The organism is Clostridia bacterium (genome assembly GCA_017620395.1).
GTDB lineage: Bacteria > Bacillota > Clostridia > Oscillospirales > RGIG8002 > RGIG8002.
The window spans coordinates 102,794-127,978 of the sequence record JAFZQJ010000022.1 but is presented as its reverse complement, the minus strand read 5'-3'; the positions used below and the strand labels follow the sequence as shown (position 1 = coordinate 127,978).

Here is a 25,185-nt window from a genome sequence, read left to right as displayed (position 1 = left end):
ATATGAAAGCTTTGATAGTATGCAACAATAACGAACGCAGCCGTCTCGCCGCTGACCGTGCGCGGGAGCTGTTTCTCGCGTCCGGCGACGAAGCCGTAGTGACGGAAAAGGGGCTGAGCGAAAACGCCGACCTCTGCGTCGTCGTCGGAGGCGACGGTACCGTGCTTCACGCCGGCAAGGAGGCCGCGCTGCGCGGGATCCCCGTGCTTGCGCTGAACACCGGCAGGGTAGGCTTTCTCACGGTGCCGGAAAAGCGCGAGGCCGTCGGCGTATCGCAGTTGCTGCGGAACGCGCACAGAGAAAGGCGTATGCTGCTGGAATTCGGAGTTTTCGGCGCTGACGGCGGACTGCTCAGCTCCGGCTTTGCGCTGAACGAAGCGGTCGTTTCCCGCGGCGGAATATCCCGTATCATCGATATAGAGGTCGCTGTCGACGGATGCGAAATATATACTGTGCGCGGCGACGGAGTCATAATCGCGACTCCGACCGGTTCGACCGCGTACTCCATGTCTGCGGGCGGGCCGATAGTCGCTCCGGAGGTATCTTCCGTAATCGTCACGCCTGTCTGCCCCTACACGCTGACCGCGAGGTCGGTCGTGCTTCCGGACACCGCGGAGGTTTCGGCGAGGGTCGTCGGTCTCGGCGACAGGGAAGCGACTCTTACCGTTGACGGAGACGCGCCGGTCCCGCTGCAGGATGGCGACCGCGTCGTGCTGCGTTGTTCGGATAAGTACCTTGAACTGCTCGCGCCGGATGAAACGGCGTTTTACGAAAAAATCAAAACCAAGCTTTTCGGCTTGAATTGACATGACCGGAGGAGTGAAAACCATGAAACCGACCAGACACGTCAAGATCCTCGAAATTATCGAAAGCCGCACGGTAAGCACTCAGCAGGAGCTGCGCAAGGCGCTTCTTGAAGAGGGATACAACGTCACGCAGGCGACGGTCTCCCGCGACATCAACGATCTTAATCTCGTCAAAGTCCGCACCCCGTCCGGAAAATACGCCTACGGCGTTTCGGGGAGGGACGACGCGCTCGGCAACCCCGAAAAGTTCTCGAAGCTTTTTACCGAAGCCATGATAAAAGCCGACGTCGCTCAGAACATCGTGGTCATCAAGAGCTATCCCGGAATGGCTAACGCCCTGTGCTCGCTCATAGACGCGATGAAGAACCCCGACATAGTCGGCACGATCGCCGGCGACGACACCATATTCGTCGTTCTCCGCACGAACGAGCGCGCCGAGATCCTCAGATCCGAACTTGAAACGCTGATTTCCTGACGCAAACGAAAGGAGGGGGCGTATGCTTTCCTCGCTTCACATAGAGAATATCGCCGTGATACGCTCCGCCGACGTGGATTTTTCCGCCGGCTTCAACGTGCTGACCGGCGAGACAGGCGCGGGCAAATCCATCCTCGTCGATTCCATAAACCTCATCCTCGGCGGCAGGGCGACCCGCGATATAATCCGCTCCGGAGAGGCGAAGGCGTCCGTCTCCGCCGTCTTCACCGACGTTGACGAAGCGACGCTGCGCTTTCTCGCAGACGCGGGAATCGACGCGGACGAAGGCGTGGTGCTCTTTCGCCGCGACGTGACCGCGGATGGCAAAAGTTACTGCCGCATAAACGACAGGCCCGTCGTCGCCGCGACGCTCCGCGGCTGCGCCGCCGCGCTCGTGGACATCCACGGCCAGCACGACAGCCGCCTGCTCATGCTTCCGGAGCGGCACATGGATTACATAGACGCTATCGGGGACTGCACTCCCGAGCTTGAGAGCTACGGCGAAAAATACGCCGAATACACAGCGCTGACAGACAAGATCGACGACCTGCGCCGCAAATCCGAGGACAGGGAGAAGCGGCTCGAACTGCTTTCATTCCAGTGCGAAGAAATCGCCGCGGCGAATATCCGCGTCGGCGAAGAGGACGAGTTGAACGCACGCAAGGCGCTAATACTCAACAGACAGCGTATCGTTTCCGCGCTCTCCGAGGCGCGTGAAAAGCTCAGCGACGGCGAGGAGTTCAACGCGGTCGACGCGGTCTACCTTTCGCGGCAGCTGCTCGACGGCGTTTCGTCCGTTTCACCCGAGCTCGCGGAGACAGCCGCGAAGCTGGAGGAGGTTTATTTCTCGCTGCGCGACGCCGCAGACAGAGTTTCGTCCTTCCTCGACTCGATGGACGAGGGCGAGAGCGTCGACGAGGTCGAGGAGCGCCTCGACGTCATCTATAAGATGAAGCACAAATACGGCGGTTCCGAAGCCGCCGTGCTGGAATACTACGAAAAGATAAACGAGGAGCTGGGGCTTATCAGCGATTACGAGGGTGCGCTGAAAAAGCTTGAAGCCGAGCGCGAAAACGTTTTCGCGGAGTTGAAAAAACGCGCCGCCGCGCTTTCGGAAAAGCGCCGCGCCGCCGCCGCGAAATTCGAGCGCGAGGTGCTCGCGCAGCTGAAGTTCCTCGATATGCCGAACGTCGTCTTTAACGCGAAGCTGACGGGGTGCGATTACTTCTCCGGCGGCGCTGAGACCTGCGAATTCCTCATCAGCGTCAACCCGGGCGAGCCGCCGAAGCCGATAATCCGCATCGCGTCGGGCGGCGAGCTTTCGCGCATAATGCTCGCGATCAAGACAGCCCTCGCCGAGAAGGACGACGTCGCCACGATAATCTTCGACGAGATTGATACCGGCATCAGCGGCAGGGCCGCGGACAAAATAGCGTTAAAGATGAAGGAGGTCAGCCGCGACCGCCAGGTCTTCGCGGTAACGCACCTGGCGCAGATTGCCGCATACGCCGACCGCCATCTTTTGATAGAGAAAAACGTCGTCGGCGGCGGTACGTTCACCTCCGTCAGGGAGCTCGACGAAGCCGGCAGGGTGGAGGAGCTCGCCCGCATCATAGGCGGCAGCAGGATAACCGACGTTACCAGAGAGAGCGCCGCGGAGATGCTTTCGCAGGCGCGTGCGGAAGGAGCGGAATAATGAAAACGGTCGTGCTTGACGGATACTCCGCCAACCCCGGCGATCTTTCGTGGGAATGGCTCGCGAAATACGGCGAATACGAGGTCTACGACTACAGCAGGCGCGAGGAGATACTCCCGCGCAGCGAAGGCGCGGACGCTCTCATCATAAACAAGACCGTGCTCGACGCGGAGATACTCCGCGGGATGAAGACGGTGAAATACGTCGGTCTGCTCAGCACCGGCACGAACGCCGTCGACCTTGAGACCGCGCACGCGCTCGGCATAACCGTCTCGAACGTGCCGGCGTACAGTACGATGTCAGTCGCGCAGCACATATTCGCGCTGATCCTTTCAACGACGGACGGCGTTGCGGAACACAACGCCGCCGTGAAGGCGGGGAAGTGGACTTCAAGCCCTCAGTTCTGCTTCTACGAAACGCCGCTGCACGAGCTCGCCGGCAAGACCTTCGGCGTCGTCGGCATGGGCAGCATCGGCGCGGCGGTGTCGAAGATAGCCGACGCCTTCGGTATGCGCGTTATCTACACGAGCCGCACGAAGAAGGACTGCCCGTATGAATTCGTTTCGCGCGACGAGCTCGCCGCAAACTCAGATTACATCGCCTTCTGCTGTCCGCTGAACGCGGAAACGGCAAACTACGTCTGCGACGATTTCATAGCGAAATGCAAGCCCGGCTGCGTCATAATCAATACCTCGCGCGGCGGCGTCGTCGACGAGGAGGCGCTCGCGCGCGGACTCGACAGCGGCAGGATATCCCGCGCTCTGCTCGACGTTATGAGGCAGGAGCCGCCGTTTGCCGGCAGTCCGCTTCTCGGACGCGAAGACTGCACGATCACCCCTCATATAGCGTGGGGAACCTACGAGGCGCGTGTGCGCCTGATGGAAAAGGTGGAAGAAAACCTCCGCGGCTTCCTTGAGGGAAGCCCGCTGAACGCGGTCTGAAAGGAGCGCTCCGATGCCGAGAAACCCCTATCAGAAACTGAAACTGCTTTATATCAAGGAATACCTCGAACGCTTCTCCGACGAGGATCACGTCGCGAGCGTTCAGGATTTGATAGCGTACCTTGATAAGAACGGCATATCAGCCGAACGTAAAAGCATATACGATGATATAGAATGTCTCCGTGATTTCGGAATGGATATTGTCAACGTAAAAGGTAAACAATCCGGTTATTACCTCGCTTCACGCGAGTTCGATCTCCCGGAGTTGAAGCTGCTCGTCGACGCGGTCGCGGCGGCGAAGTTCCTGACGGAGAAGAAGTCGCAGGGGATAATCAAAAAGATAGCGTCTCTCGCGGGCGAATACCGCGCGGGTGAGCTGAAGCGCGTCGTCTACGTTCCGAACCGCGTCCGTGCGCACAACGAGCGGATATTCTACAATGTTGACGCCATCCACTCCGCAATTTCGGCGGGAAGGATGATAAACTTCCGCTACGCCGAGTGGAAGCCCGACTTCGGCGGCGCGAGCCGTGTCAAGCGAACTCTTCGCCGTAACGGTAAGAACTACGAAATCACGCCGTGCGAACTGGTGTGGGACGACGAGTATTACTACCTCATCGGCTACGACGGCGCAGACGACGTGATAAAGAACTTCCGCGTCGACAAAATGGAGCAGCCGTCCGTTTCGGATAAGCCGTCGGAAAAGTCGGACAAGATCGCGAAGTTCGACGTTGCGAAATATATGGACAGTACCTTCCGCATGTTCAACGGTCCCGAGGAGAACGTCCTGTTGTTGTTCGACAACTCGCTTATAGGCCTCGTCGTCGACCGCTTCGGCGAGGACTGCCGCGTTTCGAAGCACGGTGAAGACGCCTTCGAGCTGCGGGTCAGAGCGAAGATCAGTCCACAGTTTTTCGCCTTTCTCTTCGGCTTCGGAAGCAAGGTCAGGGTCCTCGCGCCCGAGTCGCTGAAAAACGCGTACTCGGATATGATAAAAGAGGTTTCTGCGCTCTATTGAGAGCCGCGGTTTTTGTCTCCGGTACGGGATTTGTATTGAAATGCGGGCCGTACGGTGGTATAATCAATATATCGGGTGGAATCCAATGAGCTTTTATCGGAAAAAGCTGGCTGCTTTATTCGCCGCGTTTCTGCTGCTCGTCGGCGCGTCAGGCTGTTCCTTTATAAACAGAAGTGCGACTTTCCTGCGCCGCGTTACCGTCCCTAAGGGCGAAACGGTCATCGACTGCACCGGAACGCGAAAGTTTTATTATGATCAGCTGTCCGAAGAGGAGCAGCTGAACTACCGGCTGCTGCTCGCGGCGTATCAGCGTATGGACGATGAAGTTACCGGCCTTACGCTTCCGGTCAAGGATATGATACGCATAAACAAGCTGATGCTGCTCGATTGCCCGGAGCTTTTCTGGGTGGCGAACTCGGGCCTGTATTATGACGAAAATCTTCTGCCGCTGCTCTATATGGGCGGCAGGTATACGCCGCGCTACCGCTACACACGCGAGCAGGTCGCGGAGCTGACGGCGCAGATAGACGCCGTCTGCGACGCCTTCGCTGAGAGGCACGCGAACAAGAGCGACTACGACAAGGCGCTCGCCGCGCATGATTTCATAGTCAATACGACGGAGTATGACACCGAAACCGCTGATGTCATCGTTTCCCGCGACGGTTACGATCCGCTGACGGACGACAGTCAGTGCATCGTCAGCGTCTTCATCAATCACGAGTCGGTCTGCGCCGGATACTCGGCCGCGTACCAGTATCTGCTCCGCAGAATGGGCGTATTCGCTACGTCGGTAATCGGTACGGTGACAAACGCCGAGACCGGGGAGAAATACAATCACGAATGGAGTATGCTCCTGCTTGACGGCGAGTGGTACTACACCGATATTACATGGGGCGAGCCGGAAGAGGAAGGCAACGCAGTATCTCACAATTACTTCTGCGTGACGAGCGCGGAGATGACCGCCTCGCATAAGCCGAACGACTGGGCGGAGTACCCCGAGAGCGAAGCCGTCGCCTGCAACTGGTTTTACCGTACCGGCGGATACTATACGGAGCTTGACGTCAAGAAGATAGGCGTCTCCATCGTTTCCGCCGTTGAGAAGCGCGAGGATTACGTTACCGTGAAGTTCGCCGGCAGGCGTGATTACGCGGCGGTCAAGGAGTATCTGCTGTACGCCACCGGCAAGGCGGTCGACATTTCGTATTATCTGCACTACGCCGCGGCGAAAAACGATAGTATGGTCCTCGAAAAAACCACCTTCAGCGCATTGGACGATCTCAGGATAGTGAGACTTCATTTTGTATACGATAACGGAGAAGAGACGTAATGGAAAAGGTCGACGTATTACTTGCGACTTACAACGGAGAGCGGTTTTTAAGACCGCTGATCGACAGCATCCTCGGTCAATCGCACTCCGATATATCGCTGATTGTCAGCGACGACGCGTCGTCGGACGGCACGAGGGAGATCCTCCGCGAATACGCGCGCAACGACTCGCGTGTAAAGCTCTTCGAGCAGGAGCACAACCTCGGTTTTGTCCGCAACTTTGAATTCCTGCTCATGCAGAGCAGCGCGCCCTACGTCGCTTTCGCGGATCAAGACGACGTATGGGCGCCCGGCAAGCTTGAAATCATGCTTTCGGTGCTCAAGACCTCCGGCAAGAGTCTGGCGTATACCGATATGCGCCGTATCGACGCGGAGGGCAAGGTGATTTCCGAGAGCTGGTTCAAGGAAAAAAGCTACCCGAAGCTGTCCGGCACGGCGATAAAGGCGTGCGCGGTGCGGCATTTCTGCGCGGGCTGCTCGCAGCTTTTCACCGCGTCCGTCAGGCGCAAGATGCTGCCCTTCAAGAGCGACGTCTTCGCGCACGACTGGGTGAGCGTCTTCTGCGCCGCGGAGCTTATGGGCATAATCTATATGCCCGCCGCGCTGACGAACTACCGCGCCCACGAGGGCAACGTCTACGGCACGGTGACCGACTACGCCGGCAACGTCATAAGGCAGAGCCGCGGCGACGCTTCTTACGAGGGTTACCTCGAATACAGGCGCGCGCTCATTGAGCAGAACCATCTGCGCGGAGCGCGTATGTGCCGTGGCTACTCCGCGCTCGGCGGAGGGCTCGACGCTTCTATCGCTTATCTCGAGAGATGCAAGCAGGTCAGACGCTTCTCGCCGATGCTGCACAAGTATTTCATGAATATGAAGCCGGGCGGGATCGGCAGACGTATGTTCTACGAGTTGCTCTATCTGCATTTTCCGTTTTTACATTACCTTGCATATAAAAGAATTTTGAAAAGGAGCGCATTATGAAAGGGATCATTCTCGCCGGCGGAAGCGGCACAAGGTTATACCCGATAACGATGGTGACGAGCAAGCAGCTCTTGCCCGTCTATGACAAACCGATGGTGTTTTATCCGCTGTCGACGCTCATGCTCGCGGGTATAAGGGATATCCTCATTATCTCCACGCCGACCGATCTGCCGAACTACATGAAGCTTTTCGGCGACGGCAGCAGTTACGGCGTGCGCCTGAGCTACAAGGAGCAGCCCTCGCCGGACGGACTCGCCCAGGCGTTCATCCTCGGCAAAGAGTTCATCGGCGGCGATACCTGCGCGATGATACTCGGCGACAACATCTTCTACGGCAACGGTCTTGCGGAGCTCCTGAAAAAGGCGGCTTCGCGCACCGAAGGCGCGACCATCTTCGGCTACTACGTCGAGGATCCGGAACGCTTCGGCGTCGCCGGCTTTGACGAGAACGGCAAGGTCGTTTCGCTCGTCGAGAAGCCGAAAGACCCGCCCTCGAACTACGCGGTCACCGGGCTTTACTTCTACGACAACAAGGTGGCGGAATACGCCTCTTCGCTGAAGCCCAGCGCCAGAGGCGAGCTTGAGATCACCGACCTCAACCGCATATATCTCGAAAAAGGCAACCTCAACGTCGAGCTGCTCGGCCGCGGCTACGCGTGGCTGGACACCGGCACCGTCGACTCGCTGCTCGAGGCGTCCTCCTACGTTTCCGTCATCGAGAACCGCCAGGGCACGAAGATCGCCGCCCTCGAGGAGATCGCCTACAACAACGGTTGGATCGACGTCGAAACGCTGAAGGAAGCGGCCCGCAGATACGGAAAATCCCCCTACGGCAAGCATCTTATGAACGTCGCCGAGGGCAAGATAAAAGACTGAAGGAGAGCGCTTAGTAATGGAAATAATCAAAACAGAGCTTGAAGGCGTGCTCATCATCGAGCCCAAAGTGTTCGGCGACAACCGCGGCTGGTTCACCGAGACCTACTCCAAAAAGGTTTTGCAAGAAGCGGGTATAGACGTCGAATTCGTGCAGGATAACCACTCCTACTCCGCGCAGAAGGGGACGCTCCGCGGCCTGCACTTCCAGATGAACCCCATGGCGCAGACGAAGCTCGTCCGCTGCACGCGCGGCAGGATAATCGACGTCGCCGTCGATTTCCGCAAGGGCTCGCCAAACTACAAAAAGTACGTCGGCGTGGAGCTTTCGGAGGAGAATAAAAGGCAGCTGTTCCTGCCCAAGGGGTTTGGTCACGCCTTCCTTACGCTGACCGACGACGTCGAGGTGCAGTACAAGGTTGACGCCTACTACGCGCCCGACTGCGACCGCTCCGTAAAATTCGACGACCCCGATATCGGCATAAACTGGCGGCAGTGGGTTGACTGCGACCCGGTTATTTCGGAAAAAGACAGAAAAGCGCCGCTGCTCAAAGACAGCGACTGCAACTTCGTTTATAACAAATAAAACCGCTGAAGCGGGGAATGGAGACGCTATGAAGATTCTCGTCACCGGAGGAGCCGGCTTTATCGGCTCGAATTTCATCTACTACATGCTCAGGGAGCACCCGGACTACAAGATAGTCTGCATCGACAAGCTTACCTACGCCGGCAACCTCGAAACGCTCGAGGAGGCGCTGAAAAACCCGAATTTCGCCTTCGTTAAGGCGGACATCGCCGACCGCAAGGCCGTCTATGAGCTGTTCGAGAAGGAAAACTTTGATATCGTCGTCAACTTTGCGGCTGAGTCGCACGTCGACCGCTCGATCGAAACGCCGGAGCTCTTCCTTGCGACCAACGTCATGGGTACGCAGGTGCTGCTGGACGCCTCGCGCAAATACGGCGTCAAGCGCTATCACCAGGTATCCACCGACGAGGTCTACGGCGACCTGCCGCTCGACAGGAAGGACCTTTTCTTCACCGAGACGACGCCGATCCACACCTCCAGCCCGTACTCCGCGTCAAAGGCGGCGGCGGACCTGCTCGTGCTGGCGTACCACCGCACCTACAAGCTGCCGGTGACGATTTCGCGCTGCTCGAACAACTACGGGCCCTATCACTTCCCGGAGAAGCTCATACCGCTGATAATCTCCCGCGCGCTCGCCGACGAGCCGCTGCCGATCTACGGCAAGGGCGAGAACGTCCGCGACTGGCTCTTCGTCGAGGATCACTGCTCCGCGATCGACCTTATCATACATAAGGGCAGAGTGGGCGAGGTCTATAACATCGGCGGCCACAACGAAAAGACCAACCTCGAGGTCGTCAAGGAGATACTCAAACAGCTCGGCAAGCCGGAGTCGCTCATCACCTACGTTACCGACCGTCCCGGCCACGATATGCGCTACGCGATCGACCCGACGAAGATAGTCGACGAGCTCGGCTGGAAGCCCGCCCACGACTTCGAGAGCGGCATAAAGTACACCGTGCAGTGGTATCTCGACAACCGCAAGTGGTGGGAGAACATCATCAACGGCGAATATAAAAATTATTACGAAAAGATGTATTCCGGCAGATAAGGAAGCGATATAAATGAAAGTATTGGTTACGGGCGTCAAAGGCCAGCTCGGCTACGACGTCGTCAAGGAGCTTGAAAAGCGCGGCGTAGAAGCCAAAGGCGTCGACATCGAGGATTTCGACCTCACGAACGCGGCGCAGGTAATGGATTACGTCACCGCCTACGCGCCGGACGCGGTCGTGCACTGCGCGGCGTTCACTGCCGTCGATAAGGCGGAGGAGGCGACGGAGCTCTGCTTCGCCGTCAACGCCGAAGGCACCGGCAATATCGCGAAGGCGTGCAAAGCCGTCGGCGCAAAGCTGATCTACATCAGCACCGACTACGTTTACGACGGGCAGGGAAGCGAACCCTTCGCGCCCGACAGTCCGAAAGCGCCGATAAACAAATACGGCGAGAGCAAATACCTCGGAGAGCTCCGCGCCGCCGAGCAGACGGATAAGCTCTTCATCGTCCGCATTTCGTGGGTGTTCGGCGTCAACGGCGGCAACTTCGTCCGCACGATGCTGAAGCTCGGCGAAACGCGGGGGGAACTGACCGTCGTCGACGACCAGATCGGCTCTCCGACCTACACCGCGGACCTCGCCGTCCTGCTCGCCGATATGGTGCGGACGGAGAAATACGGAGTCTACTGCGCCACGAACGAGGGGTACTGCAGCTGGGCTGAGTTCGCGCAGGCGATCTTCGACGCCGCGGGCGCGGACGTGAAGGTCAAGCCGATCAGCACGGAGGAATACCTGCAAATGCGCCCGCAGGCAGCGAAACGTCCGAAAAACTCGCGTATGTCCAAGCAGGCGCTCGACGACGCCGGCTTCAAACGGCTACCGCCGTGGCAGGACGCGCTCGACAGATACGTCAAACTTATTCTGGGGGAATACGGCTATGCACAAAATCGTTAAAAGACAACGCCTGAACGAAAACACGGTGCTGATGGAGATCGAAGCGCCGCTCGTCGCCGCGAAGGTGAAGGCGGGGCAGTTCATCATGCTCCGTATCGACGAGCATGGTGAGAGGATACCCCTCACCGTCGCCGATCACGACGCCGTAAGGCAGACCGTCACGATCATATTCCAGGAGGTCGGCGCGACAACGATGCGCCTCGGCGAAATGAACGAGGGCGATTGCCTCCGCGACGTCGTCGGCCCGCTCGGCAGACCGTCCGAGCTGGAGGGCATAAAGCGCGCCGCCGTCATCGGCGGCGGACTCGGATGCGCGATCGCGTATCCGCAGGCGAAGGCGCTTCACGAAATGGGCGCGAAGGTGGACATCATCGCGGGCTTCCGCAACGTCGGCATCGTCATCCTCGAGGACGAGATGCGCGCCGTATGCGATAACCTCTACATAACCACCGACGACGGCTCCAACGGCAACAAGGGCTTCGTCACCGACGAGCTGAAAAAGCACATCGAGGAGGGCGCGGACTACGACGCCGTCATCGCCATCGGCCCGCTGCCGATGATGAAGTTCGTCTCCAAGCTCACGAAGGAGTACGGCATAAAGACCATCGTCAGCATGAACACCGTAATGATCGACGGCACGGGGATGTGCGGCGGCTGCCGCGTCACCGTCGGCGGCGAAGTAAAGTTCGCCTGCGTCGACGGCCCAGACTTCGACGGACACCTCGTCGACTTCGACGAGGCGATGAGGAGAAACGGCTTCTACAAGGCGGAGGAAAAGGCCGCGGTCGAAGCGCATAAGTGCCGTCTCGGCATGGGAGGCAAATAATGGCAAATATGACACCCAACAAATGCCCGATGCCCGTTCAGGATCCGGACGTCAGAAACAAAAACTTCGAAGAGGTCGCCCTCGGCTACACCATGGAAATGGCGATGGGCGAGGCGGAACGCTGCCTTAACTGCAAAAACAGCCCCTGCGTCAGCGGCTGCCCCGTCGGCGTGCGCATCCCCGACTTCATCTCGCTTATCAAGGCGGGGGATATCGAGGGCGCTTACGCGAAGATAAAAGAAACGAACGCGCTGCCCGCTGTCTGCGGCAGAGTCTGCCCGCAGGAGAACCAGTGCGAGAGCAAGTGCGTGCGCGGCATAAAGGCGGAGCCGGTCGGCATCGGCAGGCTTGAACGCTTCGCCGCCGACTACTGCTTCGGCAAGGGGGACGCCGGCGAAAAAGCCGCCCCCAACGGCAAGAAGGTCGCCGTCGTAGGCGCCGGCCCCGCGGGTCTTACCTGCGCGGGCGCGCTCGCGAAGCTCGGTTACTCGGTCACTATCTTCGAGGCGTCCCACGTCGCCGGCGGCGTGCTCGTCTACGGCATCCCGCAGTTCCGTCTGCCCAAGGAGATCGTCAAGGCGGAGATCGACGCGCTTGAGGCCTCCGGCGTGGAGATCAAGCTCAACGCCGTCGTCGGCAGAGCCGTCACGATCGACGAGCTGCTCGGCGGCGAATACTCCGCCGTCTTCGTCGGCACCGGCGCGGGCCTGCCGAAGTTCATGGGCATCGAGGGCGAGGCGCTCAACGGCGTCTATTCCGCCAACGAATACCTCACGCGCATCAACCTGATGAAAGCGTACAAGGACGAATACGACACGCCCATCAAGCGCGGCGGCAGCGTCGCCGTCGTCGGCGGAGGCAACGTCGCGATGGACGCCGCCCGCTGCGCGCTCCGCATGGGCAGCGATCACGTCTATATCATCTACCGCAGGAGCGAGGCGGAAATGCCCGCCCGCGTCGAAGAGGTCCACCACGCCAAGGAGGAGGGCGTCGACTTTAAGATGCTGACCAACCCCGTCCGCGTGCTCGACGACGGCAACGGCTGCGTCAGCGGCATAGAGTGCGTCGAGATGGAGCTCGGCGAGCCGGACGAAAGCGGCCGCCGCAGTCCGGTAGAGAAGCAGGGCAGCAACTTCGTCATTCCGGTCAACGCCGTGATAATGGCGCTCGGCACGACGCCGAACCCGCTCATCAGAAGCACGACCGCGGGACTTGACACCAACCGCCGCGGCTGCATAATCGTCAACGAAGAGACGATGGAATCGAGCAAGCCGAACGTCTACGCTGGAGGCGACGCCGTCACCGGCGCGGCTACGGTCATCCTCGCGATGGGCGCGGGCAAAAAAGCCGCCGCCGCCATCCACGAGAAGTTGAGCAAATAATAAAAGGCGTAATAATAACGGCGCGTTTCACTTGAAACGCGCCGTTGCTTTATCTCATTCTTCTTGTTTTCACAGCAGTTTTATCACGCTCATGAACGCAATCAGCGCCGCGAGGAAGCCGAAGTTGAACGCAGAAAACTTCGCGATATAGCTCCACGTTTTTCCGGGGTTGTGCTTTACGTATTCGCGGAAGGTTATCAGACTCGCGAGCGAGGCGATCAGCGTGCCGACGCCGCCGATATTGACTCCGACGAGCAGGTCGGGGTAGTTCGCCGTGAACTGCGAGAGCAGTATCGCCGATGGCACGTTGCTTATGCACTGGCAGCTCGCCGCGCTGAAAACGAGCGTGTTCCGGTCGAGCAGCGACGAGAAAAAACCGCGTACCGCGTCTATCCGCGCCATGTTGCCGGCGAAAATGAAGAAGAAAACGAATGTCAGCAGCAGGGGATAGTCCACCTGAAGCAGCGCTTTTCTGTCAAAGACGAGCAGCGCCGCCGGAATGACGATCAGCCCTATCCAATAGGGTATTCCTCGGAAAACTATCGCTATCGAGAGGGCGAAAAGCGCAAGATATACCGTCGTTTTTACCGGGTCGAGCTCAACCTTTTCATCCGGTATCTCCAGTCGCTCCGGCCGCACGAAAAAGACGCAGCAGAGCGTTATCAGCGCGATCGAGACCGCGAACGGCGGCGCCATTATCTTCATGAACTCCGTCGCGGGAATGTTGAACTTCGTGTAAAGATAGAGGTTCTGCGGATTGCCGAACGGCGTGAGCATACCGCCAAGGTTCGCCGCGATATTCTGCATTATGAATGTGAACGCCATATACTTCTCTTTGCCGGTCGTCGTCAATACGAGGTATCCGAGCGGCAGGAAGGTCAGCAGCGCCATGTCGTTCGCTATCAGCATCGAGCCTATGAAGGTGATATAGACGAGCGCGAGTATGCACTTGCGCGCGTTTCTGAAAAAATGCACCGCCTTCCGCGCCAGCAGGTAGAAGAAGCGCACGTTCTTCAAAGCGCATACGACCGCGAGCACGCAGAAAAGGCAGGTCAGCGTCTTATAGTCGAAGTAGCGGGCGTATTCGGCGTCCGGCGGGACGATGACGCTCGTGATAACGGCCGCAATAAAAGCGACGAACATAACGGCGTTCTTTTTGACGAACGCCTTCGTCGCCGCGGCGATATTAGGTTTTGCCGTTGAGTCCATCGGTATCGGTCACTGTCCGTTTAAGATTTTAACATAGAAAAATTACCACCGTTTGAGTCAAATGTCAAGAGGATTTTTCGACACGTTTCGCATTTTTCTTCATGCGCGGACCGACGGCGATTTCGCTTGACTTGCCGCCGCGTTTGCGGTAAAATATTATCATCGATAATCAGGGGTGTTATTATGAAATTAGCCGAAATATTCTGCGACGGGATGGTGCTGCAGCGCGACAGGGAAATACGCGTTTTCGGCAGCGGAAAAGGCGAGGGTAAGGTCGACTTCCTCGGCCGCGAAACGCGCTTCACCGCCGACGGCGGTTTCGTCGTGACGCTTCCCGCGGCTTCCGCGGGCGGCCCTTATGAAATGCGCGTCACGCTCGGCGGCGAAGAAGCCGTCATCCGCGATATCCTCGTCGGCGACGTTTACCTCGCTTCCGGGCAGTCGAACATGGCGCTGTTGCTCGGAGAGATCGGGCAGGAGGCGTACGCGGAAACGGACGCCGTCAGATACTTCAAGGAGCCGCATTTTCCGGACGATAACCTGAATCCGTGGCTCGACTTCAAAGGCTGGGAAAAGTGCGGAAAAGAGGCGTCGAAGGGCTTCTCCGCCGTCGCCTACTACTTCGCGGCGAAGCTGAACGCCGAGACCGGCGTTCCCGTCGGGATCGTATGCAGCAGCATCGGCGCTTCCACCGTGGACGCGTGGACCTCGCCCGAGGTGGTGAATACGCCGGAGTATCAGGCGCTCGTCGCCGTGCGGCACAACGACTTTTTTGAGTATAAGTTCAATCAGAACTGCTGGCTTTACCGCCACAAGCTGCAGCCGCTTATCCCGTATTCATTCGCGGGCGCGCTCTGGTATCAGGGGGAAAGCGACCGCCGCGTCGAGGAGGCGCGGAACTACGATAAGATGCTCGCCGCGCTGATAAACGACTGGCGCGGACGCTTCGGATACGAGCTGCCGTTTTACTGCGTGCAGATAATGCCGTTCAACGAGCCGGAGAGCGAGCCCGCGTGGGCGGTCATACGCGAAGGGATAGAGAAGGCGTCGAAGTCGCTGGATAAGACGTATATGGTCACTCTCTTCAACACCGGCGAGGCGGATAACATCCACCCGACTAAGAAACGCGGCGTCGGCGAGGCGCTCGCGAACGCCGTGTTGTGCCGTCAGTTCGGGCGCGAAGTAGAATACTGCGGTCCGGTGCTCGAAGCAGTCTCCGTCGCGGACGGGGAGGCGAAGCTGACCTTCTCCCACGCGGACGGCCTGCGCTTCGAAGGTGCGCCGCGCGACGTTTACGCGCTGCTGCCGGATGGCGAAGCGCCCGCGGAGTGCGCGATTGCCGACGGCGCGGTTTTCGTAAAGCTGCCGCCGGACGCGGCAGGCGTTTCGATGGGCTTCCGCAACGCGCCGGAGCACAATCTTTATAATTCAAGCGGCTACCTCGCGTCGCCGTTCAGATACTGTTTTCAGAAAGCGGAGAAATAAATGAACTATTCCGAAGTGATCGCAAAGCAGTTCGACGTAAAAGAAGAATACGTCGGCAACATAATCGCCCTGCTCGACGAGGGCAACACGATCCCCTTCATCGCGCGCTACCGCAAGGAGGCGCACGGCACGATGGACGACCAGCTCATCCGTCAGATCGCGGATAAACTGACATATCTGCGCAACCTCGACGCGCGGCGCGAGGAGGTGCGCGGACTTATAACGGAGCAGGGGAACATGAGCGACGAGATCTCCGCCGCGCTCGACAAGGCGGCGACGCTCGCCGAGATCGACGACATCTACCGCCCCTTCCGCCCGAAGCGCAAGACCCGCGCCTCCGTCGCGAAGGAAAAGGGGCTTGAACCCTTAGCTAAAGAGCTTCTCGCGGGGCAGAGCTCCGCCGCCGATCCGCTCGGGCTCGCCGCGAAGTATATCGACGCGGAAAAGGGAGTCGAAACCGCCGAAGACGCGCTTCAGGGCGCGAAGGACATAATCGCCGAGGACGTTTCCGACAACGCCGAGGTGCGCCGCCGCGTCCGCAACCTCGTGATGCTCGGCGGGCGGCTGGATTCCAAAGCCGCCGACGAAAGCGCCGAGAGCGTCTACGAGCAGTATTACGACTTCTCCCAGCCGGTCCGCGACGTCGCCGGACACCGCGTCCTCGCGGTCAACAGAGGCGAAAAAGAGGGCTTTTTGAAGGTCTCGATCGGCATGGATGACGAGAAGCCGCTGAATTCGATAAAATCGCTTTACGTCAGAGGCGAAACGCCCTGCGCCGCCGCCGTCGCGGAGGCGTGCGAGGACTCCTATTCGCGCCTGATATTCCCGTCGATAGAGAGGGAGATACGCGCCGAGCTGACCGACTCCGCGTCCGAAGGCGCGATAAAGCTTTTCGGAACGAACCTGCGCCAGCTGCTGCTTCAGCCGCCGGTCAAGGGCAAGGTCGCCATGGGGCTCGACCCCGGCTACCGCACCGGCTGCAAGGTCGCCGTCGTCGACGGCACCGGCAAGGTGCTCGACACCTCCGTCGTCTACCTCACTCACGGCGAGGCGCAGGCGGAAAAGTCGAAGCGCATACTGAAAGACCTCATCAAAAAGCACGGCGTCGAAATCATCGCGATAGGGAACGGTACGGCGTCGAAAGAAACAGAATTGTTTACCGCGAATCTGCTTCATGAGTTGACAAATAAAGTATCGTATATGGTGGTCAGCGAGGCGGGCGCATCGGTCTATTCGGCGTCCAAGCTCGCCGCCGAGGAGATGCCGGACTTCGATCTGACGCTGCGCAGCGCCGTTTCGATAGCGCGGCGCCTGCAGGACCCGCTCGCCGAGCTCGTCAAAATCGAGCCGAAGGCGATCGGCGTCGGGCAGTATCAGCACGATATGCCGCCGAAGCGTCTGGACGAGGCGCTCGACGGCGTGGTCGAGGACTGTGTCAACAGCGTCGGCGCGGAGCTCAACACCGCTTCGCCCGCGCTCCTTTCGCACATCGCGGGGCTCACTCCCGCGGTGTCGAAAAACATCGTCGCATACCGCGAGGAGAACGGCCGCTTCAAGTCCAGAAGCGAGCTGAAAAAGGTCCCGAAGCTCGGCCCTAAGGCGTTCGAGCAGTGCGCGGGCTTCCTGCGCGTAGCGGACGGCGCCGACCCGCTCGATAACACCGGAGTGCATCCGGAATCCTACGCCGCCGCGAAGGCGCTGCTGAAGCGCTTCGGGCTCACGCCCGCGGACGTCGCGGCGGGCAAAGCCGCCTCCGCCGCGGAGTCGCTCACTCCCGCGTCGATCGCGAAGCTCGCCGCCGAGCTCGGCGTCGGCGAACCGACGCTTGCCGACATAGTCAAAGAGCTCGCCAAGCCCGGGCGCGACCCGCGCGACGAGCTTCCACCGCCGCTGCTCCGCACGGACGTGCTCGCGATTGAGGACCTGCACGAGGGCATGACGCTGAAGGGTACCGTCCGCAACGTCATCGACTTCGGCGCCTTCGTCGATATCGGCGTCCACCAGGACGGGCTCGTCCACGTTTCGCAGATCAGCGATAAGTTCGTCAAGCATCCGTCGGAGGTCGTCTCCGTCGGCGACGTCGTGACCGTCCGCGTGCTCGGCGTCGACCTCAAAAAGAAGCGCATCAGTCTTTCCATGAAGGGAATAACCGAATAGTATAAAAGACGGTCTTCGCTGCAAGACCGTCTTTTATCGTAGATTATCGCGCTTATTTCACTTCGACTATCCTCACGTTTGCGAGCTCCTCGCCGGTCTCGCCCGTGACGATCTCGGCGATCTGCGCGGCTTCGGCGGGGAGGAGGCCCGCTGACTGCACCATCACCTTGACTCCGTCGTCGCCGATCATTACGACGCATTCGGCGAAGCCTTTGGCTTTTATCAAGCTCTCGATATTCGCCTCGGCCTCGATGCGCCTTGCTATCGTTGAAGCTTCTGCGGCGGCGTCCGCCTTCGCCTCGGCGTCCACGTCCGCGCTCGCGGCTATCGCGTCGAGTATCTCGAGCGAGCTTGCGCGGGACGCCTCGCGCTGCATACGCGCTGCCGAGAAGAACTCGTCGAAGTTGCCGTTCGCCGTGCCGTTGACGAGCTCGGCTTCGCCGATGACCTTGACCTCCTGCGAGTCGTTTTCTCTGACGGCGGCGCCGGTATCCGTCAACTGCCAGTTGAGGAACAGCGCGGTCCCGAGCGCGAGCACCATCGCGGATAATACGATCCATTTCTTCTTTTTGAACATAATGATTCTCCTTTTCTGACGCCGAACGGCGAATGCTAACTCATTTTCAGGACGCAGATCTTGTTCGCGGGTATGCCGAGCAGCGCCCTTACCGCGTTGTATACGCTTTCTCTCACCTCCGGGCTGCCGGCGCCGCGGCAGACGACCACGACTCCCGTCACAGGCGGCGAAAGCGACGAAGCGAGCACCGGACTTTCGCTGCCGTCGGAGTTTTTCACGATGACGGTGTCGAAGTCGGATGAGCGCGTGTATTTCGCGTCGCCGTCGTTTTCGTCCGTCTCCTTCGCGTCGGTCTGGAAATAGTATTCCGCCGAGCCGTCGAGCGTGAGCATCACTTGCGTTTTTCCCGCGCCGTTGATGGCGGAGATGATGCTTTCCAGCCGCTTTTCAAGCGCGGCGACGTAGGCGTCCGCGTCGAACGTTTCCGCGGGCGAAGGCGGCTTCGCGCTCTTCGCCGCCGATCCGGACGACGAGAAAAACAGGAGGCACGCGACCGCGGCGACGGCCATGACCGCGAGGCCTTTTTTCGTTTTCAGCGCCTTCTTCAGCTTCGCGCCCGATACGACGCCGACGACGCGTTTCTTTTTATCCGACATTGCTTTCACCTTTCTATTTCAACGGAGGGCTCAACGCCGAAAACCTCCGTCACCACGCGCATCGCCTTGCTTCGCTCCGCGGCAGTAATGTCAGAGCGGAGCGTCAGCGCTACGTCGTAAAGCTGCAGTTCGCCGTTTTTCTCCGTAACATATATATTCACGTCAGACGGGCTTATGCCGTTTCGTTCGAGAATATCGCGCACGGATTGCGAAAAACGCTCCCGCGCGAGCTCCGTGCGCTGCTTGCGCTGTGTTTCCGCGAGGTCTTCGTAATGCGGGGGCAGGTCGGTATCCGCGGCGGCGATTATATCGCGGTAGTCGCCGGAAAGCTTCAGCAGCGGCGCGGTCAGCACGAGCAGCACCGCGACCGCCGCGGCGATACGCGCCGGCTTCGCGACTCGCTTCGCGGGCAGCAGCAGAAACACCGCGCCCGCCGCGAGGACGGAGAATATGACGCCGGTCGCGTATATGCGGAACTCCTCCATTGTCACACCTTCAATCTGACGAGTATCGCCACCGAAACGGTTATCGCTACCGCGGCGGCCGCGAGCAGCGCGGCTGTCGCCGTGACGGTCTTCCGCGCCGCGCCTGTGAGAGCCGCGACGTCGTCGTTCCCGAAGGACGCGGCGGCGAACTCCGCGAGCCGAAGCGCCGCCGCCCAGACGAGCGCGGTGAATAGCGGCTTCGCGAAGGCGACGGCTATCACGACGAGCGCGAGCCCGCCCATGCCGCCGCGTATCAGCTCCGCCGCGCCGAAGACGGTCTCCGAAGCGTCGGATATTATCCCGCCGACGACGGGGAGCGCGCCGGAGACGGTGACCTTCAGCGCCTTGTGCGTCAGCCCGTCGAGCGAAGACGTGATGCCAGACTGTATGCCGATAAACGTCAGATAAAGCGTCAGCGCCGCGCCGATGCCCCACAGCGTGAGATTTCGCACGCTTGAGGCGAGCTTTTCCGTCTTCAGCTCCGGCGCGAACGCGCCGACCGCGGATAAGGCAAGCGACGCGCAGGCGACGGGGAGCAGCACCTTGCCGCCGATTGCGGAAAGCGCGTTCGAGAGCCCGAGCATAGCGGCGTTCATAAATCCCGACGAGACCGGCATCCCGCCCGAGACGGTCAGCGTTGCGAAAACGGGCAGGGAAGCGGTCATAAATATGGAGCATTCCGTCAGCGTCTCGGCGGCGGAAGCGGCGAGCGAAGCGATCGGCGCGATGACCGCGATCCCCGCGCCCGCGGTGCATACGGAACGCAGTATGCGCCGCTTTTCGTCCGCGAAGACCGACGCGATAAGCACCGCGCCGAGTATCGCGCCGAGCGAACGCAGGGGCGCGGATACCGCGCCGAGCAGTCCGTCTTTGACGACGTCAAACAGCGCGCTGATCGTGAACTTTTTCATTCCCTCGGCGGGGTGCGCGGGGTCGATTCCAAGCTCCTCGAGCGCGTCCGCGGCGGCTTCCGGCACCGCCTCAGCGACCGAAGCCGTATCCGCGGCGTCCTCCTGCCGGCGTACGAGCTCGTCCTCCGTCAGCGCGTGAACGCGCGCGGGCAGCAGAACGAGCAGAGCCGCGAGCAGTATTATCAAGCATAAACGTCTTTTCATTTCAGCCCTTTATCAGCGCCGCGACTAGCGACGCGAATTCACGCAGCAGCGGTATCGAAACGGCGAAGGCGGCGAGCCGCCCGAAGGTTTCTACACGCGCCGCGAGCGCTGTTTCTCCCGCGTCGCGGCAGGTGTCGGAGGCGAACTCCGTGACGAAGCAGACGCCGACGCATTTGAGCAGCGTGCGCACGCTGAGGGCGGACATTCCGGAAGCGTCCGCGAGCTCGCGGAAGAAGCTTATCGCGTCGAGCGCGACGTCGATGAGTCCGGACAGAATAAACGCCGAAACTCCCACTCCGGCAAGCAGCGCGAGCTCCGGCCGGTACTGCTTCAACAGAACGCATATCAGCGCGCCGATGACGCCGATCGCGGCGACCGTGTAAATATTCATCAGAAACCGAACATCGTCTTTATCATGGCGAAAAGACGGCTGATTTCACCCGAAATCACGACGAGCACGACCACGAGGCCGGCGATAGTCGTCAGCATCGCCTGTTCCTCTCTGCCGGAGCGCACGAGGAGCTGATTTAATACGGCGGTTATTATCCCGACCGCCGCGATCTTGAAAATGAGGTCAACGTCCATCGAATTGCCTTCCTTACGCTAATATGATGATTGCCGCAAGTCCGCCAAGCCCGCCGAGCGAGAGGCAGAGGCGGCCTTTTTCGGCCTTTTCGCGTTTCGCATTTTCGGCGGCGTCTTTCCAGAAGTCTCGGAAGTCGTCCGTCAGCGCGAGCTGCCGCTCGAGCGTGCCTTCGCCGAGCGCGGATATGAAAGCGCGGAGCTTTTCCGCCTCCTTCTCGCCGAAGGGGAAGTCCGCTCCGTCAAGGTATTCGAGCAGCGCGGCCTCGTCGCCGCCGCAGGGGAAGGGCAGCTCCGCCAGAAGCTCGCGCTTCAGCGCGTGGCGGTGCATGATTGCGGAGCGCATGCGTCCGGCGGAGGCGGCGAGCGCCTCGGCGGTTTCGGGGCGCGCGGAGATGCGGCGGCTGCGCCGCAGTCCGCACCAGAAGACTCCCGCGCCCGCGGCGCAGGCGGCGGCGAATCTAAGCGTCAGCAATTACCGTCACCCTTTCTATAACTCCGACCGCGCCGGCTTTGAAGAACGCCGCGCGGCGGAAACAGCCGCTTTCCGCGAGCCGCCTGAAGCGGCGGGAGCGTTCGTTCCCGTGAACCGCCGCTACGACGTCGACTCCGCAGTCTGCGCATTCGATCAGCGCGTCCGTTTCGCCTTCGCCGACCTCGTCGCATACGATGACGTCGGGGGAAAGACAGCGCAGCGCAAGCTCGGCCGCGTAGGTCTTCGGGTAGCCGTCCAGAACGTCCGTCAGCGGCCCGACGCCGGCGGACGGAACTCCGTCAGCGACGGCGGCGATCTCGCCGCGCTCGTCTATGACGCAGACCTTGCGCCCGCTTTCGGAGAGCCGCCGCGCCAGATCGCGCAGCAGGGTAGTCTTGCCGCAGGCGGGCGGACCCGCGAGCAGCAGGCCGCCGTCTACGCTCCCGCCGAGCGCGGCGAAAAGCCCGTCCGCCGCGCCTTTTACCTCGCGCGCGAAGCGCAGGTTCAGCGATCGCGCGTCCTTGACAGAAATTACCTTTCCGTCCTCGGCGACCGCGGTGCCGCATACGCCTATCCGGCAGCCGCCGACGGTGAAGTATCCGCGCTTTATCTCGCTTTCGTAGGCGTACGGCGCGCCGCCGCAAAGCCCGGAAAAGAGCTTACGGAACTCGCCGCGGTCGATGCTTCCGACGCGTCTGACGCCGCTTTTCGCGACCGCCCAAACGCCTCCTCCGGCGAAGACGCGCAGCTCGAATAATTCGTTTTTCAGCGCCTCCGCCGCGCCGCGAAACCGCGTCGGCAGAAGCGATATGATTCCGTCAGAGTCCATACACTCACCCCGTTTTTGTAAATGATATGCCGGGGCTCGTCCGTATAGAACACTTGTCCGTAAAAAGCGCGCAACAAAAGAGCGTAACAAAAAGACGTTCCTTTTGGAACGCCTTTTTGTAAAGGAGAAATTTGAAAAGCTTGAACGCGGGTATCAGAAGGTGAGATTGCCGAGCAGCTCGCCGGTGGAGTAGTCGTTGATCTGGATCATATCGCAGGAGATCGTCACGACGTTGTCACCGATGAATATCCCGCGGTTGATATTGAATGTTCCGCCGTCCTCGTTGAACTGCTTTATCATACTGACCATCGAGATTTTCTTTCCGCCGCCCATGGAGAAGACGCAGAAGGAGTTGCTGTCGAACTCGCCGTAGTCGTAGATGTTTTCCTGCTCGCCTTCGAAGCGGAAGAGCTCTACCGGGATACCGAAGACGTCGCGACTCGCGTAGTAGGCGAGCGCCTTGTGATCCCATTCGACCGTGGACGTCGTGCCTCTGTCGCCGAGGTAGTAGGTGTCGATCTCAGCCATGTTATCGGGATCGGTGACGTCGAAGAGCGCGATCTTCAGCCCCTGATAGTACGCCATGTCGGCGTCATCGCTCTCGGCGGTGGCGTCCTGGCCGATGCCGAGCAGCGTGTTGTCATTATAGACGTGCATGTATTCGCTGTAGCCGGGGATCTTCAGCTCGCCGGTGACGACCGGATTTTTCGGGTCGCTTAAGTCGAAGGCGAAGAGCGGGTCGACGGTGCGGAAGGTGACGACGTAGCCGGTCGCGCCGTTGAAGCGGACGGACTTGATGTATTCGCCTTTCGCGAGTCCGGTCAGCTCGCCGAGCTTCTCGAGGTTTTCGTCGAGGATCGTGACGGCGTTCTCGGTGTAGAACTCTACCGTCTTATCCTCTTTCGTCGTATATCCCTCGTAGGTGGTGGCGACGCGGAGGTTGCCCTCGTATTCGTCGGCGGCGAACTGGTTTATCATGCTGCCTTTGACGCTGCCGGAGGCGGTGAAGGCGAGCTCGGAGCCGCTCATCGTGAACTTGTAGATATTCGTCGTGATCGCGGCGTTTGAAACCGCGCCTTCGGCGTCGTCGGCTTTGTAATCGTAGCGCGTGCCGAAGATATACATCGCCTTCGCGGAGGAATAAACGGTTCCGCCGTCGCCGAGGACGGTGACCGTGCCGGCGGGCTCGCCGGCGTCCTTGACGTTGACCGCGCCGAGCGTTATGAAGCTCGTGCTGTTATCGGCGATATAGATGCAGTCGGGCGCGACCGGAGTGATTGTATCGTCCGCCGCGCTGTCGCAGCGGCAGGGGACGACGGATTCGGGCTTGCCGTCGTAGTTTCCGGCGTAGACGCTCTTTCTCGTCACCATATAGACGTAGTCGCCGATGCGGCGGGAGCTGACGTAATAGCCCTCCTGCGTGTAATAGCGGACGCTCTCGGGCTTCGCGGGATCGGAAACGTCATAGACCGCGATGCCGTACTGCGAGTCGGCGCGCATGGAGAAGTAGTAGTCGGTGAAGAGCTTGTCGTTCCCGTAGTCCTTCTTCTCGGCGGTGAAGACGACGGTCAGCAGGTCGTCCTCGAGGAACATATCTGCAACGTGGGCATAGCCGTAAACGCTGTTGTCGAGCAGATCGTCAACGCGTATAGTTGACGATTTTGCGATTTCGGAAGGCGTCCTCACATCGAAAACGACGACGCGTCCTTCTTTGGCGACGTAGACGAACTTGCCGTCCGTCTTGACGATATCGGCTTCGTCGACGCCGTCGACCTGGACGTTCGTCTTGCTGTAGCCGCCGTCGGTTCCTTCCGGCAGCGCAGGCGCGAAAGCGCTTTCTTCTACGCCGCCGAGGGTAAGGTATTCGGGATTGCCGGCGTAATTGAAATCGTCGCGAATGGTGTCAGTCGCTGTCGCCGATTTATAATACATACCGTCGAATATATTGCGCGAATCGGCGCGGTCCTTCGCCCTGGTGAAGACGGCGTCGAGGTCGTCGTAGGTCGCGCAGCGGGTGAGCTCCGGCTTGCCGCCGGAGACGGCGACGCTGTTCGATTTCGGCACGACGTAGACCGCGGTCAGCGAAATGCCGACTACGAGCAGCAGCGAAAGCGCCGCCATGGCGAAACGGAACGCGGGGCGCTGTGTGAAGCGCGGCTTCGCAGTTTCCGCAACCTGCGGAACGACCGGCGTGTCGGGCGTTTCTGCCTTTGCCATCGCGCGGTATTCATTCTTGAATCTGTTGAAGTTCATAACAAAACCTCCCAATCGTTAATTCAGGTCGGCGAGCAGCGGCTTGAGCTTCTTGACTATCTGCGCGTACTGCCAGCGGACGGTGGACGGGTTCGACGAAACGATCTGCGCGATCTCGCGATGCTTGAAGCCGCCGAGCACCTTCAGATCGAAGATCTCGCGCTCCTCATCCGAGAGCGTTTCGAGCGCGCCGCGTATCATCACCGATCTTTCCGTATCGGCGGAGGCGTCGCCGGCGTGCACTTCCGGCAGCTCCTCGGGAACGGTGCGGCTTTCGCCGCGGACGTGGTCGAGCGAACGGAACTTCGCGAGCTTCACGAGCCAGCCGCCGACCTCGTCGGGGATGCGGCCGTTCTTTTCGCAGTTGTCCATTAGCTCGAGGAAGACGGACTGCATGACGTCTTCGGCGGCTTCCTTCGAGCGCGTCACGCGCAGCGCCGTGTAATAAACGACCACGCGGTACTTCTCGTAGATCGCGGAAAACCGCCTTGAAGCGTATTCGGTCACGTCTCATCACCTCCGGGCGTCCGGTTTGTTTCGTCTGACGTCCATATAACGACGGGGAAGTTG

At 60.0% G+C, this 25,185-nt stretch carries 26 protein-coding genes; 15 read left to right on the top strand and 11 right to left on the bottom strand.

All coding sequences use genetic code 11. From position 1 onward, the window contains the following. The first annotated feature begins 2 nt into the window (after nucleotides 1-2). From J5441_04640 to gltA, 13 genes are all read left to right on the top strand, one after another. Nucleotides 3-806, top strand: coding sequence for an NAD(+)/NADH kinase (locus J5441_04640; protein MBO4934442.1), 804 nt, complete (start codon nucleotides 3-5; stop codon nucleotides 804-806). A gap of 22 nt (nucleotides 807-828) precedes the next feature. After that, entirely contained in the window at nucleotides 829-1,281 is a 453-nt protein-coding gene (gene argR / locus J5441_04635; protein MBO4934441.1) for an arginine repressor, read from the top strand. A 22-nt stretch (nucleotides 1,282-1,303) separates the two neighbouring features. Continuing rightward, complete coding sequence (gene recN / locus J5441_04630) at nucleotides 1,304-2,977, top strand: DNA repair protein RecN (GenBank protein MBO4934440.1); 1,674 nt, start codon at nucleotides 1,304-1,306, stop codon at nucleotides 2,975-2,977. Next, nucleotides 2,974-3,918, top strand: a complete 945-nt coding sequence (locus tag J5441_04625; GenBank protein ID MBO4934439.1) for a D-2-hydroxyacid dehydrogenase — start codon at nucleotides 2,974-2,976, stop codon at nucleotides 3,916-3,918. Before recN ends, J5441_04625 begins: the two co-directional genes overlap by 4 nt. Nucleotides 3,919-3,931: 13 nt before the next feature. Further along, the gene (locus J5441_04620; GenBank protein ID MBO4934438.1) at nucleotides 3,932-4,933 is read left to right on the top strand and encodes a WYL domain-containing protein; all 1,002 of its coding nucleotides are present in this window, start codon (nucleotides 3,932-3,934) and stop codon (nucleotides 4,931-4,933) included. Nucleotides 4,934-5,018: 85 nt separating this feature from the next. Continuing rightward, on the top strand, nucleotides 5,019-6,260 hold the full coding sequence (locus J5441_04615; GenBank protein MBO4934437.1) for a hypothetical protein: 1,242 nt from the start codon (nucleotides 5,019-5,021) through the stop codon (nucleotides 6,258-6,260). Further along, nucleotides 6,260-7,243, top strand: a complete 984-nt coding sequence (locus J5441_04610; GenBank protein MBO4934436.1) for a glycosyltransferase — start codon at nucleotides 6,260-6,262, stop codon at nucleotides 7,241-7,243. The genes J5441_04615 and J5441_04610 overlap by 1 nt, the downstream gene beginning before the upstream one ends. Beyond that, nucleotides 7,240-8,118, top strand: a complete 879-nt coding sequence (rfbA, locus tag J5441_04605) for a glucose-1-phosphate thymidylyltransferase RfbA (GenBank protein MBO4934435.1) — start codon at nucleotides 7,240-7,242, stop codon at nucleotides 8,116-8,118. The genes J5441_04610 and rfbA overlap by 4 nt, the downstream gene beginning before the upstream one ends. Before the next feature lie 16 nt (nucleotides 8,119-8,134). Beyond that, nucleotides 8,135-8,701 carry a dTDP-4-dehydrorhamnose 3,5-epimerase gene (gene rfbC / locus J5441_04600; protein MBO4934434.1) on the top strand — a complete coding sequence of 189 codons (567 nt, stop codon included), beginning with the start codon at nucleotides 8,135-8,137 and terminating at the stop codon, nucleotides 8,699-8,701. A 28-nt stretch (nucleotides 8,702-8,729) separates the two neighbouring features. Beyond that, complete coding sequence (rfbB, locus tag J5441_04595; protein ID MBO4934433.1) at nucleotides 8,730-9,749, top strand: dTDP-glucose 4,6-dehydratase; 1,020 nt, start codon at nucleotides 8,730-8,732, stop codon at nucleotides 9,747-9,749. A 13-nt stretch (nucleotides 9,750-9,762) separates the two neighbouring features. After that, a complete protein-coding gene (gene rfbD, locus J5441_04590) occupies nucleotides 9,763-10,644 on the top strand; it encodes a dTDP-4-dehydrorhamnose reductase (protein ID MBO4934432.1) in 882 nt (293 codons plus the stop codon). Continuing rightward, nucleotides 10,628-11,470: a sulfide/dihydroorotate dehydrogenase-like FAD/NAD-binding protein gene (locus J5441_04585; GenBank protein ID MBO4934431.1), complete on the top strand. Its 843-nt coding sequence runs from the start codon at nucleotides 10,628-10,630 to the stop codon at nucleotides 11,468-11,470. Before rfbD ends, J5441_04585 begins: the two co-directional genes overlap by 17 nt. Beyond that, on the top strand, nucleotides 11,470-12,852 hold the full coding sequence (gene gltA / locus J5441_04580; protein ID MBO4934430.1) for an NADPH-dependent glutamate synthase: 1,383 nt from the start codon (nucleotides 11,470-11,472) through the stop codon (nucleotides 12,850-12,852). Before J5441_04585 ends, gltA begins: the two co-directional genes overlap by 1 nt. 69 nt (nucleotides 12,853-12,921) lie before the next feature. Here the strand turns inward: gltA and J5441_04575 are convergent, their stop codons facing one another. Beyond that, entirely contained in the window at nucleotides 12,922-14,061 is a 1,140-nt protein-coding gene (locus J5441_04575; GenBank protein MBO4934429.1) for a citrate transporter, read from the bottom strand. 183 nt (nucleotides 14,062-14,244) lie between these two features. On the opposite strand from J5441_04575, the gene J5441_04570 reads away from it, so the two are divergent. Continuing rightward, a complete protein-coding gene (locus tag J5441_04570) occupies nucleotides 14,245-15,546 on the top strand; it encodes a hypothetical protein (protein ID MBO4934428.1) in 1,302 nt (433 codons plus the stop codon). After that, on the top strand, nucleotides 15,547-17,703 hold the full coding sequence (locus tag J5441_04565) for an RNA-binding transcriptional accessory protein (protein ID MBO4934427.1): 2,157 nt from the start codon (nucleotides 15,547-15,549) through the stop codon (nucleotides 17,701-17,703). It begins immediately after the preceding gene. 52 nt (nucleotides 17,704-17,755) lie between these two features. Here J5441_04565 and J5441_04560 read toward each other — a convergent pair whose 3' ends face one another. From J5441_04560 to J5441_04515, 10 genes are all read right to left on the bottom strand, one after another. Beyond that, entirely contained in the window at nucleotides 17,756-18,280 is a 525-nt protein-coding gene (locus J5441_04560) for a SpoIIIAH-like family protein (GenBank protein ID MBO4934426.1), read from the bottom strand. A 35-nt stretch (nucleotides 18,281-18,315) separates the two neighbouring features. Beyond that, nucleotides 18,316-18,876 (bottom strand): hypothetical protein, encoded by a 561-nt coding sequence (locus tag J5441_04555; GenBank protein ID MBO4934425.1) that lies wholly within the window; start codon nucleotides 18,874-18,876, stop codon nucleotides 18,316-18,318. A 5-nt stretch (nucleotides 18,877-18,881) separates the two neighbouring features. Next, nucleotides 18,882-19,361, bottom strand: coding sequence for a stage III sporulation protein AF (locus J5441_04550; protein ID MBO4934424.1), 480 nt, complete (start codon nucleotides 19,359-19,361; stop codon nucleotides 18,882-18,884). 2 nt (nucleotides 19,362-19,363) lie between these two features. Continuing rightward, nucleotides 19,364-20,476, bottom strand: a complete 1,113-nt coding sequence (locus J5441_04545; protein ID MBO4934423.1) for a hypothetical protein — start codon at nucleotides 20,474-20,476, stop codon at nucleotides 19,364-19,366. 1 nt (nucleotide 20,477) lies between these two features. After that, nucleotides 20,478-20,867: a stage III sporulation protein AD gene (locus J5441_04540; protein MBO4934422.1), complete on the bottom strand. Its 390-nt coding sequence runs from the start codon at nucleotides 20,865-20,867 to the stop codon at nucleotides 20,478-20,480. Further along, entirely contained in the window at nucleotides 20,867-21,061 is a 195-nt protein-coding gene (spoIIIAC, locus tag J5441_04535) for a stage III sporulation protein AC (protein MBO4934421.1), read from the bottom strand. The genes J5441_04540 and spoIIIAC overlap by 1 nt, the downstream gene beginning before the upstream one ends. Before the next feature lie 13 nt (nucleotides 21,062-21,074). Next, nucleotides 21,075-21,533, bottom strand: coding sequence for a hypothetical protein (locus tag J5441_04530; protein MBO4934420.1), 459 nt, complete (start codon nucleotides 21,531-21,533; stop codon nucleotides 21,075-21,077). After that, the gene (tadA, locus tag J5441_04525; GenBank protein MBO4934419.1) at nucleotides 21,520-22,362 is read right to left on the bottom strand and encodes a Flp pilus assembly complex ATPase component TadA; all 843 of its coding nucleotides are present in this window, start codon (nucleotides 22,360-22,362) and stop codon (nucleotides 21,520-21,522) included. Before tadA ends, J5441_04530 begins: the two co-directional genes overlap by 14 nt. A gap of 153 nt (nucleotides 22,363-22,515) precedes the next feature. Then, nucleotides 22,516-24,615: a beta-propeller domain-containing protein gene (locus J5441_04520; protein ID MBO4934418.1), complete on the bottom strand. Its 2,100-nt coding sequence runs from the start codon at nucleotides 24,613-24,615 to the stop codon at nucleotides 22,516-22,518. Between the two features lie 18 nt (nucleotides 24,616-24,633). Next, nucleotides 24,634-25,122, bottom strand: a complete 489-nt coding sequence (locus J5441_04515; GenBank protein MBO4934417.1) for a sigma-70 family RNA polymerase sigma factor — start codon at nucleotides 25,120-25,122, stop codon at nucleotides 24,634-24,636. Nucleotides 25,123-25,185 lie beyond the last annotated feature (63 nt).

Bases quoted from the DNA above. Each gene is read 5' to 3' on its own strand.
- J5441_04615 (MBO4934437.1), top strand. From the start codon at position 5,019: ATGAGCTTTTATCGGAAAAAGCTGGCTGCTTTATTCGCCGCGTTTCTG.
- spoIIIAC (MBO4934421.1), bottom strand. From the start codon at position 21,061: ATGGACGTTGACCTCATTTTCAAGATCGCGGCGGTCGGGATAATAACC.
- rfbD (MBO4934432.1), top strand. From the start codon at position 9,763: ATGAAAGTATTGGTTACGGGCGTCAAAGGCCAGCTCGGCTACGACGTC.
- J5441_04640 (MBO4934442.1), top strand. From the start codon at position 3: ATGAAAGCTTTGATAGTATGCAACAATAACGAACGCAGCCGTCTCGCC.
- J5441_04620 (MBO4934438.1), top strand. From the start codon at position 3,932: ATGCCGAGAAACCCCTATCAGAAACTGAAACTGCTTTATATCAAGGAA.
- J5441_04610 (MBO4934436.1), top strand. From the start codon at position 6,260: ATGGAAAAGGTCGACGTATTACTTGCGACTTACAACGGAGAGCGGTTT.
- J5441_04565 (MBO4934427.1), top strand. From the start codon at position 15,547: ATGAACTATTCCGAAGTGATCGCAAAGCAGTTCGACGTAAAAGAAGAA.
- J5441_04540 (MBO4934422.1), bottom strand. From the start codon at position 20,867: ATGAATATTTACACGGTCGCCGCGATCGGCGTCATCGGCGCGCTGATA.
- J5441_04570 (MBO4934428.1), top strand. From the start codon at position 14,245: ATGAAATTAGCCGAAATATTCTGCGACGGGATGGTGCTGCAGCGCGAC.
- J5441_04555 (MBO4934425.1), bottom strand. From the start codon at position 18,876: ATGTCGGATAAAAAGAAACGCGTCGTCGGCGTCGTATCGGGCGCGAAG.
- argR (MBO4934441.1), top strand. From the start codon at position 829: ATGAAACCGACCAGACACGTCAAGATCCTCGAAATTATCGAAAGCCGC.
- rfbC (MBO4934434.1), top strand. From the start codon at position 8,135: ATGGAAATAATCAAAACAGAGCTTGAAGGCGTGCTCATCATCGAGCCC.
- tadA (MBO4934419.1), bottom strand. From the start codon at position 22,362: ATGGACTCTGACGGAATCATATCGCTTCTGCCGACGCGGTTTCGCGGC.
- J5441_04585 (MBO4934431.1), top strand. From the start codon at position 10,628: ATGCACAAAATCGTTAAAAGACAACGCCTGAACGAAAACACGGTGCTG.
- J5441_04560 (MBO4934426.1), bottom strand. From the start codon at position 18,280: ATGTTCAAAAAGAAGAAATGGATCGTATTATCCGCGATGGTGCTCGCG.
- J5441_04545 (MBO4934423.1), bottom strand. From the start codon at position 20,476: ATGAAAAGACGTTTATGCTTGATAATACTGCTCGCGGCTCTGCTCGTT.
- rfbA (MBO4934435.1), top strand. From the start codon at position 7,240: ATGAAAGGGATCATTCTCGCCGGCGGAAGCGGCACAAGGTTATACCCG.
- J5441_04550 (MBO4934424.1), bottom strand. From the start codon at position 19,361: ATGGAGGAGTTCCGCATATACGCGACCGGCGTCATATTCTCCGTCCTC.
- J5441_04520 (MBO4934418.1), bottom strand. From the start codon at position 24,615: ATGAACTTCAACAGATTCAAGAATGAATACCGCGCGATGGCAAAGGCA.
- rfbB (MBO4934433.1), top strand. From the start codon at position 8,730: ATGAAGATTCTCGTCACCGGAGGAGCCGGCTTTATCGGCTCGAATTTC.
- J5441_04575 (MBO4934429.1), bottom strand. From the start codon at position 14,061: ATGGACTCAACGGCAAAACCTAATATCGCCGCGGCGACGAAGGCGTTC.
- recN (MBO4934440.1), top strand. From the start codon at position 1,304: ATGCTTTCCTCGCTTCACATAGAGAATATCGCCGTGATACGCTCCGCC.
- gltA (MBO4934430.1), top strand. From the start codon at position 11,470: ATGGCAAATATGACACCCAACAAATGCCCGATGCCCGTTCAGGATCCG.